This is a genomic window from Flagellimonas marinaquae (assembly GCF_023716465.1).
Taxonomy (GTDB): Bacteria; Bacteroidota; Bacteroidia; order Flavobacteriales; family Flavobacteriaceae; genus Flagellimonas; species Flagellimonas alginolytica.
Genome location: NZ_CP092415.1, coordinates 713,794 through 727,689 on the forward strand (window position 1 = coordinate 713,794; position 13,896 = coordinate 727,689).

The following is a 13,896-nucleotide window of genomic DNA, read 5'->3' on the forward strand; positions in this document are numbered from 1 at the left end:
TTTAGAAATCAATATTTAAACCAAAGGTGAATGTACGGGTAGTAAACCATGTAGCTCTGCGATCAATACCTGGTGCAAGGGGGTCGGGCGTTTGAGTCAAAAATCCACCGTTATCTACTTGGCCCGTATCCGTATAACGGACTTCTGGATCCACACCTTCATACCCTGTGATGATGAATAAATTTTGTCCTGTTAAATAGAGTCTCAATGACTTAATTGTGGTTTCTTCCGATAGACCGGGAAAATTGTACCCCAGGGTAATATTGTCCAGATTAACAAAATCGGCCTTTTCAACCTGCAGACTACTCAATCTAGATTCGTTTACAGTAAGACCTTGTAATTCTGCCCTATTACTGGAAGCCAGAACATTATACGTCGGTGCAACATTCGGTTGCTCATAAAAAGCTCTATTGGCGTTCACTAAACTATGTCCGAATACGCCCCGCAATAGAAAATTCAGATCCCAGTTTTTGTAGTTAAAGGTATTTACAAAGTTCAGTGTAAAATCTGGCAAACCATTACCAACAACAACAAATTCATCTTCATCGGTACTAACGTTCCAGGTACCATCAGGATTTATCCCGTTGAACAAAGGAACATAGATATCGCCAAGTGACCTACCAGGTTCAACAAGAATAGGAGTAGCTGCACCTAGCCCTGGTGAACCTAATGAGCCTATTCTCTGTCTGTCCTCTCTATCCAATGCTTTTAGCTCATTTTTAAATGTGGCAAGGTTAATCCCTGGTGTCCAGGTAAACTCTTCGTTAAATTTAGCCCTATACTCCAATGCCAATTCAAGACCCGAGTTAGAAATCTCCCCAACATTTTTAAGAGTCGTTGGAAAAAGGTTTGGAGGCACCGGCACCGACTGATATCTTAATAAATCACTCGTTGTCCGTGTATAATAGTCCACATTACCCGAAAGCTTTCCCTCAAACAAAGTAAAATCAAATCCAAAGTTCCATTCTGTTTTCTCCTCCCATTTGAGGTCAGGGTTGGGATTACTCGCAGGAGCAAAAGCAGTGACAAAACTACCATCGTTGAATGCGTTTCCACTAGCTCCCACTGTTGCCTGTGAAGGTGCAATTAAACTTAAATCCGGTATATTTCCTGTAAGCCCCCAACTAGCTCTGAATTTTAAGTAATCGAAAGGGCCTAAATTATCAAATATGTTTGTTAGGTTAAGACCGGCACTTACCGATCCAAAGGTTCCCCACTTATTATTCTCACCAAATCTATCATGTCCCTCCGGTCGCAAAGCGGCTGACAAAAAGTAAGTATCGTCATAATCCAAATCTATCCGTGTAAAAAAGGATAAAAGTTTGGATTTTCTTTTATAGGATGTAATACTGGCAAGCCCGTTGGTCACGTCTCCAGATAGTTCAAAATTATCAAGTATATTATCTGACACAAAGTTTCCCGCCGATATAAAACTACCCTCTGAATCGAACTGTTGGTAAGAACTACCTAAAAGGACATTTATTCCCAAATCCTTAATATCGGTTTGATAATTAATCGTGAAATCTGTTTGCTGTGTCTTATCCTTTGTGTTGGTCTTACGCACCAATCCGTTTCTAGCCAGACCTCTCCAGAGTGAGGTTTTCCCGTACTTTTCCGTAGTTAAGGAGTTTTCAATTTGTAATCCATAATACGCCCCTAGCTTCAATCCTTTAAATAGATCATAATCCAGTTTTAAACCGCCAACGATATTCTCCCTGGTCCGATCATTACTATTTTGTTCTATTATGGCAACAGGGTTAAACGTGTCAAAACCTCCCGTTTGGAAATAAGTACCATCTTCATTACGGATCGGGGCGGTAGGATTATAAATGGTCGCATACCTAAAAGCATCATTGAAGCCCCGGTCTTCCTCTCTCGAAGTAGCTGCTACCACTGCGTTCAAACTAAGTTTATCATTTAAGGCACGTTGCTGTAAAGAGATACGCCCATTCAATTGTTCAAAACCTGTGCTTTTTTGAATCCCTTGGATATTTCTATAATTCAAGGATGCCCGGTAACTGGAAGTTGCATTGCCTCCACTTGCAGAAAGATTATGGACATTTCCAAAAGCGACCCTGCTTATTTCTTTCAACCAGTCCGTATCGGAACCATAAATATTGCTCGATGTTACGTTTGGTAATGCGGAAAACATCGCCGCATCGGCCACCTCAAGGCTCCTGGCCCTAGTTTCAATACTTGCATAGGTGCTATAACTTAATTCAGATCTATTGGCACTACCCTTTTTTGTAGTAATTAAGATAACACCCGAAGATCCCCTTGTTCCATAAATAGCTGCCGCACCCCCATCTTTCAGTACGTCTATACTTGCAATATCATTTGGGTCGACACTCTGTAGTGAACCACCTACCAAACCATCTATTACCACCAAAGGCGAGGTGTTGGCCCCAAGAGTTGATATACCCCTTAATCGTATGGAAAATTCACCATTTGGATCACCGCCAGGCCTTGCTATATTCAATCCTGAGACCTTACCTTGCAGCAATTGTTGTGGTGAGTTTATGTTCCCTTTATTAAAATCCTCGACGGCAACGCTGGCCACAGAGCTGGTAACCGCTTTTTTGGCCAGACTCCCGTATCCTACAAGAACCACTTCGTCCAAACGAGCCAAATCTTCCTCCATACTAATATTTATGGTGGTTTGTCCTCCAACTGACATCTCGATTGTCTTAAAACCGATATAGCTGAACAACAAGATATCGGAATCATTCACAGAAATAGAATAATTACCGTCAAAATCTGTTTGGGTACCATTTTGCGTACCCTTTACAAGAATACTAACTCCAGGTAGTGGTTCCGAACCATCTGCGGCTGTAACAGTTCCTGTAATAGTCCTTTCTTGGGCCGAAACAAGATAGCCCGATAGAACCATTATCATAAAAATTAAGCTTAGTTTTTTCATATTATGCTTTGGTTTTGATGGTTACATTATAATTTTCTATAAATCAACATGCCTGTTTGTTAAGAAACTCGCAGGTCTAGTTTCTTGATAGGGACAGCTATTCATAACTGTAAAAGACAAATACCACACCTATGCAGTATTTTTAAAAAAATTACAATAAGATTATTTTTTAATAGCAATCATAGTTGACACACCATCAAAACAACAAAAAAGTTATGGTTTTATTAAATTTTTTATAAAAAACCACATGCAAAGGTTTGCATAGAAAATGAAGTGCAATACATTAAATTTTTCTGGAAGAATCTCTTAAAACCAACTCGGGCTGAAAAACCTCATAGCGAAATCCTGAGGATGCTTTATCATCATCTGTCAAATGGCTTAGTAAGATTCTTGCCGAAAGCATTCCCATACTATAAACGGGTTGAAAAATTGTCGAAAGTGATGGCGCGAAATGGGCGGCATGGGGCTCATCATCGAACCCGATTATTGAGATATCATCAGGTATACTATAATTTAATTTTTCCGCAGTTCTCATAGCTGCTATGGCAATACTATCATTAATCGCAAAAATAGCATCTGGTCTGTTCTTCAATTGCAATAACTTGTTTGAAGGTTTTATTCCATCCAAAATATTATATCCAGAAGCGTGAACAATGTAGTCATCACAGACAGGAATTCCATTGTCCTTCAAGGCATCCAGATAACCATTCAGTCGATGCAAGGTGGTTGATAAGTTCTTTGGACCACCGATGTGCGCAACGTTCTTACACCCAGATTTTATTAAATATTCCACTGCTTTGTATGCTCCGTAATAATCATCAACAAGTACTTTGTCGGCTTCCAGTCCTTTACAATCCCTATCGAATATAACTACTGGAATTCCTAAGTTCTGAAGATTCTCGAAATGACTATAGTTTTTAGTTTTAGATGACGGGGATACCAACACACCATCAATATGTATCCTGGACAATTTATTCACTATTTCCTTTTCCTCTTTAAATGATTCATTGGACAGACATATAACGCTATTGTAATCGGTAGAAACCAGCACATCCTGAATGGCTGTAATTGCTGTTGAAAAAAAATGACTTGTAATTTCAGGAACAATTATTGCAATGGTATTTGACCTTTTCTGCAATAAATTAAGAGCTAATAAATTTGGCTGGTAATTGAGTTTTCGAGCTAATTTTTTAACCGATGTTATGGTTTCTTGCTTTAATGATGGATGATTGTTTAAAGCACGAGAAACGGTCGAGGCAGAAATTTTTAGCTCTTTAGCAATATCTTTTATCGTTATTCTTTTGTTTTTCATTGTCTTATTTTGGAAGACTAAAGAAGGTGGCTAAGTACTGAATATGTATTATACATACTATTATTTGGATGAAACCTATACAAAGTATGTAACATTCTACTATAACATAACTGCCATTATAGTGAAGATAAGTATAAACTTTAAAAGTTCAATTTTTTTTGGAGAAATGAGTGGTTTGGACCATGGTTTAGTTGCAAACGTTTGCATAGCCAAAACCTTATAATCAAGTTATTTTCCTTTCGATTACTCTATATTTGATTCATGGACTTACACTATATAGACTGGATTGTCATTGGCATTTATGGAGTAATTATTATCGGTATCGGACTTTGGTACAGCAAGAAAGCAGGTGAAGGGCTGGAGGAATATTTTGTTGCTGGAAGAAGTCTACCATGGTGGATCGCAGGAACATCCATAGCGGCCACCTATTTTGCAACAGACGCCCCTCTTGCAGCGGCATCCCTCGTAAGACAATATGGGATATTTGGTAATTGGTTGTGGTGGTATGAGGCCTCCGGGGTAATGATGATCGTTTTCTTCTATGCCAAATTATGGCGTAGGGCAAATATAATAACGGATGCAGAGTTCATAGAACTTCGATACTCGGGTAAAGCGGCATCTATCTTAAGAGCTTTTACCGCTACCTATCATGGTTTGTTAAAAAACTTGATCGTCATGGGGTTCGTACTATTGGCGATGATGAAATTCTCACAGGTAATATTGGGGTTTGACCCACTTTATACATTGGGCATATGCGTTACCGTTGCTCTACTGTACACCATGACCTCCGGTTTGTTCGGCGTGGTTTACACCGATTTATTCCAATTCATTACCGGTACGGTAGGCACTATAATTTTTGCGGGGCTTGTTCTATATGAAGTGGGCGGTCCAGCTGCGATGGTAGAGCAAATCAAATCCTTGGAAGATGTAGGGCCAGGAACCCTGGATATAATTCCACAATCGGAACACATGAGTTCACTACAATTCATATCCTATGTGGTTCTTATTTTTATCTTATGGACCAGAAGCGCCCAAGGTGATGGTTACCTGGTTCAGAGGTTATTTGCCGCTAAAAATGAGAAGCATTCTGTCCTTGCCGCACTTTGGTTCAATTTTGCCACAAATGTTTTAATGACTTGGCCATGGATTATTGTTGGATTAGGGTCGTTGATCATATTTCCTTTGGCCACAGCTTCTCCAGAGCTATTGGCCGATCCGGAACTGGCCTACCCAATGATGATAACGGAAGTAGTGCCCATAGGGGTCAAAGGTCTGATCATTGCCTCCTTTTTATCCGCTTTTATGAGCACCATGGACACGCATTTATGCTGGGGGGCATCCTACATGGTGAACGACATCTACAAGCGCTTCATCAACAAGACCGCTTCCGAAAAACATTACGTAAAGGCATCGAGATGGGCAATATTGATTTTGGCCGTATTTGCAGCGATCGCGGCATGGCAGATGGACTCTATCGAAAGAGGTTGGCTGTTCATCATACAATTGACCGCTGGAATTGCATTGGTCATGCTGTTGCGTTGGTACTGGTGGAGAGTCAATCCTTGGGCCGAAATAAGTGCGATGATCGCCTCGTTCATTTTGGCCAACGGGCCGTTTTGGGCGGCTATATTGGAAAAAATCGGGGTGTTCTCCCAAGAGGTCCAAGATGAAATCAATGTAGTCTTTTCAAGCGAATACGATATGTTGAGGGCCACATTCATTTTAGTGGCAAGCACGGTTATTTGGATAACAGTAACCTTGCTGACCAGACCCGATGACAAAAAGCATTTACAAAATTTCTATAGAAAGGTAAGGCCCGGTGGTTGGTGGGGGGATATTGCCAAAAGTTGTCCCGATGTCGTAATCGAAAATACTGCCACCAGCAAATGGATTGGATGGTTCATCGGTGTATTGTTCATTTACTCCAGCCTTTTAGGGTTTGGGTATTTGATCATCGATCAAAACATATTGGGCCTAGGCCTACTGATAGTGGCGGTCATCGGTGCCATTTTGACCATTATATTAGCAAAAAAGAGTTTTAAAGAAGTATAAAGTTATAATTAACCCTATTTATATAAATACTATGAAAATTGCAGTTATAGGCGCGGGCAGTGAAGAGTTCGGACCTGCCTCGGTACATGATATTTTTTTAAGTGACCTTTTGAACAAGCACAATCTAGAGGTTTGTTTAATGGATATAAACAAACAGAGTTTACCCGGCATACATAAATATGCGGAAGACGTGGCAAAAAAACTGGGACGGGACCAAAAAATATCAAGTACGGCCAACCTGGATGAAGCCTTGGATGGAGCAAACTATGTGATTACTGCAATAGAAATAAAGCGATATCACTACTGGGCCCAAGATTTCCATATCCCCAGAAAATATGGTTTTAACCAGGTTTATGGTGAAAATGGCGGAGTAGGCGGTCTATTTCATGCACTCAGGAACATAAAGGCCACCCTGGAGATAGCCAAAAGGATGGAGAAGTTATGTCCTGACGCTTGGTTACTCAATTATACCAACCCCCTTACCAAAGTTTGTGAGGCCGTAAACCGGTTGACCTCCATAAAGTTCGTTGGTCTCTGTCATGGAATTTTGGCCGGGAAACACCAACTTTCCCAATTCCTGGAAATGAAGGAGGAAGACCTCGAGGTAAAGGCATCTGGTCTGAATCACATTACCTGGTTCCAGTCGATCAAACATAAGGAGACCGGCGAGGATTTATATCCTAAACTAAAAAAACGTGAACGGGAGGCACATTGGTTGGCAGAATGGGATGAAATCGCCCTGAGCAGGATGTTAATGCGGACATACGGCCTGTACCCATCACCAGGGGCAAACCACATTGTGGAATATATAAGGTGGGCCGGAGACTTTTTGGCAAGCGACAAAGTTCAATTTTTCTACGACCCGAATGAGGGACATCCCTGGGAAACCGGAAAAATCCCAACCTGGATATACAGTCTACAAGGCAATCCAACACAGGTTCCATTATATCCCGAAAAGGACATTAATCTGGTCTTTGAACTTGGTAAGGCCGATAACAGGGAAATCCGTTTTTCAAGGGAATATGCAATTCCCATTATTGAGGGCCTTTCATGCGGGGCAAATAATTCCATCGATGCCGTAAATGTGGCCAATGACAATTTTGTGCCAGGAATTGAACAAGGGGCAATCATTGAAGTCCCTGCCATCGTAAACGAAAACGGTCTACAACCCCAGCAGGCCGAACCGTTACCTGAAGGGGTCCTTGGCATATTGCGAACCCAGGTCAGCATCAATAAACTACTGATAGAGGCCTTTGAAGAAAATTCAAAAAACAAACTCCTTCAAGCGATCCTTTTGGAACCCACCGTTGATTCTTATAATAATGCGGTTAGTTGTATGAACGAAATGATAGCGTTACAAAAAGAGTATTTGCCAGAATTGAAATAATGGCACACTCCTATTAAGTATTGTTGGGGCATTCCAAGTCTTCGGATTTTGGGAAGCTGGGAAAAGATTCCACGATACACCTAAATTTAATCGAAACCCAGAAACTATGAAACATCAAACAGATCTAAAATACACCCCACCTTTCGCGGTGCTCCTACCCCTAATGTACATTATCGTGCTTTTTTGCCATAATCCAATAATTGCACAGGCTTCGAACACCGAAAAAACCCTGATGGCGGTATTTGCCCATCCTGACGACGAAATTACGGCAGGTGCCATTCTCAACAAATATGCGGAAGAAGGGGTCAAGGTCTATCTGGTCGTGGCCACCGATGGGCGCTTCGGCACAAACGACCGCACCGCACATGTTGCGGGAGATGGGCTGGCTGCCTTGCGAAGGGAAGAAATGCAATGTTCGGCAGATAAGTTGGGGATCGAATTGATCCATCTGGAATACGAAGATCAGCTCAGATCAGCTGGGGGCTACGACGGCCATATCCCCCATATACGGGCGTTGATGAAGGACATTTACGACATCATAGAAAGAACCCAACCCGATGCCATCATAACCTTTGGTCCCGACGGCTGGTCAAACCACATGGACCACCGATTGGTCGGGGCCAGTGTCACCCAGGCATTTTTAAGCAAAAAATGGGGGAAACCCATAAACCTTTTCTTTGTTGGCAGGCCCTCAAATGGTATGGAAGATCCGGAGCGAAAGATTCTCGCGGGACAGGACATCGGTTATCTGACCACCAAAGTCCCCTATTCCGAAAAGAACAGGGATACCTTTATCCATGCGCTCGCGTGCCACAAAAGCCAATTCGGGGAGGATGCCTTGGAAAGAATGATGGAAAGAAGAAGCAAGGATGAGGAAAAAGTGGTCTATCTTCGGAAATTTGTGGGACCAACGGAAAGTTCCGACACCGTTTTCAACCAATAATATATGATGGGAAACACGAAATCAACAGTTTGGAAAACAACCCGTTACGCCCTCTGCTCCTTAATTTTGATTCTGGGTGGTTGCAATGGGGGTGTTTCCGAAAATAAAAACGACGAAGCTTCCATCTTGATCGAATCGGTCACGGTCATCGACGCCAAGTCCGGTGAAAGGGCAAATCTCAATGTACTGCTCACTGGAAATAAGATTATGGAAGTTTCCAAAAAACCTATTGCCCCCCCTTCAAACAGTACGGTGATCGACGGGAAAGGAAAGTATTTGATCCCCGGTCTATGGGATGCCCACGTGCACCTGACCTTTACACCTGGTTTGGAACAAGCCATGTTTCCACTCTTTTTGGGCAATGGCATTACCAGCATACGCGATACAGGTGGTCTGATGCACAAGGTATTACCTTGGAAAGAAAAATCAATACAGGAACCTGACAGCTCTCCCCGATTGTTCATCGCCGGTCCTTTATTGGATGGTCTTCCCAACGTCTATGACGGGAACCCGGGCAGGCCTGAAATCTCTGTCGGCCTGGGTTCCGAAGAGGAGGCTATCGCCATGGTGGATTCACTTGCCGCCGCTGGCGTGGATTTGATAAAGGCCTACGAAATGTTGAATCCTGAAATGTTCAAGACCATCGTTGCAGCGGCCAAAAAACACAACCTGCCCGTGACCGGCCACGTACCTTTGAGCGTTGATGCCATTGAAGCGAGCGAACACGGTCTGCGAAGCATGGAGCATATGCGCAACCTGGAAATGTCCTGCTCGTCCGATCATGATTCACTATTACGGGCAAGAAAACAAATGCTGGCCAAAGGAAAAGGTGAATTAGGCGGAGTTTTGAGGTCGGCGATCCATACGTCCCAGCGTTTGCACGCGTTCAACACCTTTGATCAACAAAGGGCGGCCCAGGTTTTGGCCGCACTGAAAAAAAACGGCACCTGGCAGATACCCACCGTAACTCTTTCCACTGGGGGGATAAACAGATTGTATGAAAATGGGGATTGGCGAAAAACTTTTGAGTATTTGCCGGAAACGATCAAATCCAATTGGAAGGAAGCCGCCAATAAGGCTACGGAAAAAATGAGCAATGAACTAAGTGTCGCACATGGGGAATGGGTGTTGAAGATGGTCAAAAGACTGAAAAAGGCCGATGTCAAGGTCATGGCCGGGACCGACACCCCGATCGGCTTTCTCACCCCGGGCTTCAGCCTGCATAAAGAGCTGGAAATGTTGGTAAAGGGCGGGATGGAGCCCCTGGAGGCCATAGCATCCGCAACACTTTTGCCATCCCAGTATTTTAAACTGCAGGACAGTATTGGAACCATCGAGAAAAATATGATCGCAGATCTTGTTTTACTTGATGCCAACCCCTTGAGCGATATTACCAATACGCGTTTGATCAGGGCAGTGGTGCGCAATGGCACATATTATGATCGAAAGGCACTTGACGGTTTACTTAATGGGAATTAACCCCGGAAATAAAAAGCACAACAGTCCACTTGGTGAACTATTGAAAAAAGCAAACCGAGCTCAAAAAAAATATTCACATTGGCCCAGCGATTGTTTTGATAATGGGAGATCTACGCTCAACAACCACCTCTGGATTGGAAAAAACGGGGACACTGTCCCAATAAGTGTGAACGTTGGAACCAACGGGGTTTGACTTTACTGAGGTCTCACCGGAAACACCAGAGGTGGTATACCACCCTCGCCGAACAAAGTTAGGTATCTTCCGATATAGCATGGAAAAATTGACATTCAAATCACTGCACCCTAATGTTGGATGGCTTAAATTATCCGTTCTTGGTGGCCCCGACCATCCCGCTTATCCAAGTTGAACAAGTTGCACCAGAAACATTCCAAATTTATTCATTAAATCCCCCCATATCAGCTACTTCTCTGAATGGGCAAAGTAGAAATCACTTGAAAAGTATTTTTTTACACCCTTTAGGGTATAATTATTATAGAAAAACATTTTTTATACCCTTTAAGGTATAATTTGAATTATTTTACCTATTTTGCACCCTATAAGGTATAATAATGAAAGGTTGGAACAGAAATAACCCCATAGCTCAATTTATCCGGAAAAGACGTAAAGAACTTAACTTGACCCAAGTGGAACTTTCTGACACCACTGGAGTTGGCCTTCGATTTGTCCGTGAATTGGAGCAAGGAAAACCCAACTTGATGACGGATAAGATCAATCAGGTACTTTTATTCTTTGGACATGAATTAACCCCTACACCTATAAGTGATGCGACAAGGAGAAATTTGGGTGAACAATAATTTGGCCGGAATCCTGATGGAAGATGAGGAAGGGTATCACTTTACCTATTCCAAAAACTATCTGAAATCAGAAAATCCTGTTGCTGTATCCCTGACATTGCCCCTACAGGAGAAACCATTCCATTCAGATTTTTTGTTCCCTTTTTTTGATGGATTGATACCCGAAGGTTGGCTATTGGACATTGCACATAAGAATTGGAAACTAAACCCCCGTGATCGGATGGGGCTTTTATTGGCCACCTGCAAAGATTGTATCGGCAACATAAGTGTATTGGAAAAATGAGCAACTGTCTAGCCTGTCAAAAACCGCTTTCCTCCGTAGAGGAACTATATCATCCAGATTGCCTAAAGGCTTTTTGGCAAGAAGACATACCCGTATTTAAATTGGGTTATGAACTTTCACAAATTGAGGAACTGGCCAAAGAAAATGTGGCCCAACGCGTCATTGTAACCGGAGTTCAACCTAAACTTTCTTTGGGCTTCACTCAAGAAAACAATTCCAGACTGACCATTGTCGGTGCCTTGAACGGAAGGTACATCTTAAAACCACCCTTTTACGAATATCCTCAAATGCCGGAGACAGAGGCATTATCGATGTTGTTGGCACAGGCATGCGGCATTGACACGGTACCTTTTTTGTTGATTCCACTTAAAGATGGGCATTTGTCCTATCTGACCAGAAGAATAGATCGGGATGCAAAGGGTACCAAATTTGCCATGGAAGATGCATGTCAGTTTACGGAACACCTCACTGAACACAAATACAGAGGCTCTTACGAACAGATTGCTAAAGCCATGATGGCCTACTCCCAAAACCCATTATTAGATGTGGTCCGATTTTATGAGCAGGTCATTGTATCATTCTTGATTGGAAATAATGATATGCATCTTAAAAACTTCTCCCTTATTGCAAAGAATGGAAAATCTTACTCCCTTGCCCCTGCATATGATATGATTTCAGCCCAATTGTTGATACCTGATGATCCTGAGGAGTTGGCCTTGACCTTGAACGGTAAAAAAAGAAAAATCTCAAAAGAAGATTTGGATATGGCAATGGCCAAAGCTCACATTCCCCAAAAGGCCATCGAAAATCTTTGGGGCAGAATATTAGCTGGAGCAAAAAAATGGCCTTCTTTAATTGATGAAAGCTTTTTATTAGAAGAACAAAAAAAGAAATTCAATACTTTAATTGAAGAAAGGGTAAATCGAATCAAATAGGTTTAAAATTAAGTACATCTCTAGGTAAACAGTCCCTTCATTTGCAAAAAGTCACCTATTCGGTGAGCATGTATTTCAGAAAGGCCTAAAACCCTTTATTTATAAGGGTTTCCAGAGATAGGTTCTAGTCCCTCCGGCTCCACTGATAAAAGCTGCCGTTTAGGCGGCTTTTTTTGTTTTGAACCATTCAAAAATTATCGATCCAATTAAACTTTTCCTTAATTATTTCTTTCTTTTTTACTTCTAAATAATCCAAAAAGGCAACGGCTGCCGGAGAAAGGTTTTTGGACTTTAACCATATCAAATTCCACGTGGTCGTAATCGGAAGCCCTTTTAAATGAACAATTTTTAAATCTTTGTTCAACAATTCATTTTTTATACCGATCAATGGCATAATGGAACAACCCAACCCAGATATAACTACCTGTTTAACAGCTTCGTTAGAGGTTAATTCTAATTTCTTGTTTACTCGAAAGCTGTTTTTCGCCACAAAGCTTTCCATGGCATTTCGGGTAGCCGAACCTGGTTCTCGATAAATTAATGGGATTTTCTCGAACAATTTTGTTTTACTAGGGTTTTTGGGCAATTCCCTTTTATAATGGCTCACATAAAATAACTTGTTCGGCATTAATTCAACGCGCTCAACATTCAGTTTTTCGGGCAAAACGGACACCAACGCAAAATCCACTTCGTTCAGTTCCAAACTTCGGATTACTTTGGTCTTGTTGGTTACATCCATAATTAGATCGATACCGTTATGTTCGCTCATAAACTCTGACATAAAATATGGCATTACGTACTTTCCAGTGGATACGACGGATATTTTTAACCGCCCCGATAACTTACCTTGATAGGCCATGGTACGGTAATTAATCTCCTGGACCTGATTAACGATCTTTTCTGCAGCAACGGCAATTTCCTTTCCAAAATCCGTGATAAAAAGTCGTCGTCCGACCACTTCAGTCAATGGAATTGGAAACTGATCCTGAAAATTTTTTAGCTGAATTGACACTGCTGGCTGGGTTAAGTGCAACTCTTCAGAAGCCTTTGTAATACTCTGTAATTCAGTTATTTTAAGAAATATCTGAAGTTGATGCAATGTATAGTTCATAAATATTTTTAATGCTTGTTATTATAAAGATAAATAAAAATTAATGATTAATATGAATAATCTTTGCAATCAAAATCACAGTAAAACAACATACACATGGAAACAAAGCAAGTCGCCAAGATCTTGACCGAAACAAAAAACATCCAACTGGTGGATGGAAAATTCACCCCGACCGAAGCATCGGACTTGATTACTTCTTTGATCAATGAAAAAATCAATTTTCACAAAATCCAAAGATTAAAAATTTGGGAAGGTGACCATCATCGCAAAACCAATTTGTTGGACAGTCGGATAGACGAGCTGGTAGAAGAAAAGAAAATAGCTAAAAAAATTGTAGCCGAAGCCAGGAGCCAAGGTAAAAACCTGAGCATAAATGGCATATTACAAATATCGCTCAAAGATTGACTCATTCTTTTCAACATTCAAAAAGTTCAATAAAAATTCATTTTCAATGGAACTATCAAAAAAAAACACAACAACACTATTGGGCCTCCTTCTACTATTAGGGTTTATAGCGCTTTCTTATTTGGAAGGATCTCTATTCCTGGATAAAATACTCCTATGCAGCTTTATTCTTGCCGTAGTGTTGTTTGCCAATCTGCAAAGTGGGGTGCGCCGCAACATTACCGGTAAAAAACAAGATAACGGATAATATATC

General features: G+C 41.5%; 12 protein-coding genes. 9 read left to right on the plus strand and 3 right to left on the minus strand.

Translation table 11 applies throughout. The features are described 5' to 3' along the window. Position 1: 1 nt before the first annotated feature. Positions 2–2,920, minus strand: a complete 2,919-nt coding sequence (locus MJO53_RS03295) for a SusC/RagA family TonB-linked outer membrane protein (protein WP_252080476.1) — start codon at positions 2,918–2,920, stop codon at positions 2–4. Positions 2,921–3,203: 283 nt separating this feature from the next. After that, positions 3,204–4,232, minus strand: a complete 1,029-nt coding sequence (locus tag MJO53_RS03300; RefSeq protein ID WP_252080477.1) for a LacI family DNA-binding transcriptional regulator — start codon at positions 4,230–4,232, stop codon at positions 3,204–3,206. 261 nt (positions 4,233–4,493) lie between these two features. Here MJO53_RS03300 and MJO53_RS03305 point away from each other — a divergent pair, with 261 nt between their 5' ends. From MJO53_RS03305 to MJO53_RS03335, 7 genes are all read left to right on the plus strand, one after another. Then, positions 4,494–6,284, plus strand: a complete 1,791-nt coding sequence (locus MJO53_RS03305) for a sodium:solute symporter family protein (protein WP_252080478.1) — start codon at positions 4,494–4,496, stop codon at positions 6,282–6,284. 31 nt (positions 6,285–6,315) lie between these two features. Further along, positions 6,316–7,671 (plus strand): hypothetical protein, encoded by a 1,356-nt coding sequence (locus tag MJO53_RS03310; protein WP_252080479.1) that lies wholly within the window; start codon positions 6,316–6,318, stop codon positions 7,669–7,671. A 106-nt stretch (positions 7,672–7,777) separates the two neighbouring features. After that, the gene (locus tag MJO53_RS03315; RefSeq protein ID WP_252080480.1) at positions 7,778–8,614 is read left to right on the plus strand and encodes a PIG-L deacetylase family protein; all 837 of its coding nucleotides are present in this window, start codon (positions 7,778–7,780) and stop codon (positions 8,612–8,614) included. Between the two features lie 3 nt (positions 8,615–8,617). After that, on the plus strand, positions 8,618–10,093 hold the full coding sequence (locus MJO53_RS03320) for an amidohydrolase family protein (RefSeq protein ID WP_252080481.1): 1,476 nt from the start codon (positions 8,618–8,620) through the stop codon (positions 10,091–10,093). Positions 10,094–10,663: 570 nt separating this feature from the next. Further along, positions 10,664–10,909, plus strand: a complete 246-nt coding sequence (locus MJO53_RS03325; protein ID WP_252080482.1) for a helix-turn-helix transcriptional regulator — start codon at positions 10,664–10,666, stop codon at positions 10,907–10,909. After that, positions 10,878–11,192 carry a HipA N-terminal domain-containing protein gene (locus tag MJO53_RS03330; RefSeq protein ID WP_252080483.1) on the plus strand — a complete coding sequence of 105 codons (315 nt, stop codon included), beginning with the start codon at positions 10,878–10,880 and terminating at the stop codon, positions 11,190–11,192. The genes MJO53_RS03325 and MJO53_RS03330 overlap by 32 nt, the downstream gene beginning before the upstream one ends. Next, complete coding sequence (locus MJO53_RS03335) at positions 11,189–12,127, plus strand: HipA domain-containing protein (RefSeq protein ID WP_252080484.1); 939 nt, start codon at positions 11,189–11,191, stop codon at positions 12,125–12,127. The genes MJO53_RS03330 and MJO53_RS03335 overlap by 4 nt, the downstream gene beginning before the upstream one ends. A gap of 187 nt (positions 12,128–12,314) precedes the next feature. Here the strand turns inward: MJO53_RS03335 and MJO53_RS03340 are convergent, their stop codons facing one another. Then, positions 12,315–13,238: a LysR family transcriptional regulator gene (locus MJO53_RS03340; protein WP_252080485.1), complete on the minus strand. Its 924-nt coding sequence runs from the start codon at positions 13,236–13,238 to the stop codon at positions 12,315–12,317. 96 nt (positions 13,239–13,334) lie between these two features. Here MJO53_RS03340 and MJO53_RS03345 point away from each other — a divergent pair, with 96 nt between their 5' ends. Then, positions 13,335–13,643, plus strand: a complete 309-nt coding sequence (locus MJO53_RS03345) for a hypothetical protein (protein WP_252080486.1) — start codon at positions 13,335–13,337, stop codon at positions 13,641–13,643. 46 nt (positions 13,644–13,689) lie between these two features. After that, complete coding sequence (locus MJO53_RS03350; RefSeq protein WP_252080487.1) at positions 13,690–13,890, plus strand: hypothetical protein; 201 nt, start codon at positions 13,690–13,692, stop codon at positions 13,888–13,890. Positions 13,891–13,896: the final 6 nt, after the last annotated feature.

Coding starts and splice junctions, on each gene's coding strand:
- MJO53_RS03350 (WP_252080487.1), top strand. CDS start 13,690: ATGGAACTATCAAAAAAAAACACAACAACACTATTGGGCCTCCTTCTA.
- MJO53_RS03300 (WP_252080477.1), bottom strand. CDS start 4,232: ATGAAAAACAAAAGAATAACGATAAAAGATATTGCTAAAGAGCTAAAA.
- MJO53_RS03315 (WP_252080480.1), top strand. CDS start 7,778: ATGAAACATCAAACAGATCTAAAATACACCCCACCTTTCGCGGTGCTC.
- MJO53_RS03320 (WP_252080481.1), top strand. CDS start 8,618: ATGATGGGAAACACGAAATCAACAGTTTGGAAAACAACCCGTTACGCC.
- MJO53_RS03305 (WP_252080478.1), top strand. CDS start 4,494: ATGGACTTACACTATATAGACTGGATTGTCATTGGCATTTATGGAGTA.
- MJO53_RS03310 (WP_252080479.1), top strand. CDS start 6,316: ATGAAAATTGCAGTTATAGGCGCGGGCAGTGAAGAGTTCGGACCTGCC.
- MJO53_RS03335 (WP_252080484.1), top strand. CDS start 11,189: ATGAGCAACTGTCTAGCCTGTCAAAAACCGCTTTCCTCCGTAGAGGAA.
- MJO53_RS03325 (WP_252080482.1), top strand. CDS start 10,664: ATGAAAGGTTGGAACAGAAATAACCCCATAGCTCAATTTATCCGGAAA.
- MJO53_RS03330 (WP_252080483.1), top strand. CDS start 10,878: ATGCGACAAGGAGAAATTTGGGTGAACAATAATTTGGCCGGAATCCTG.
- MJO53_RS03345 (WP_252080486.1), top strand. CDS start 13,335: ATGGAAACAAAGCAAGTCGCCAAGATCTTGACCGAAACAAAAAACATC.
- MJO53_RS03295 (WP_252080476.1), bottom strand. CDS start 2,920: ATGAAAAAACTAAGCTTAATTTTTATGATAATGGTTCTATCGGGCTAT.
- MJO53_RS03340 (WP_252080485.1), bottom strand. CDS start 13,238: ATGAACTATACATTGCATCAACTTCAGATATTTCTTAAAATAACTGAA.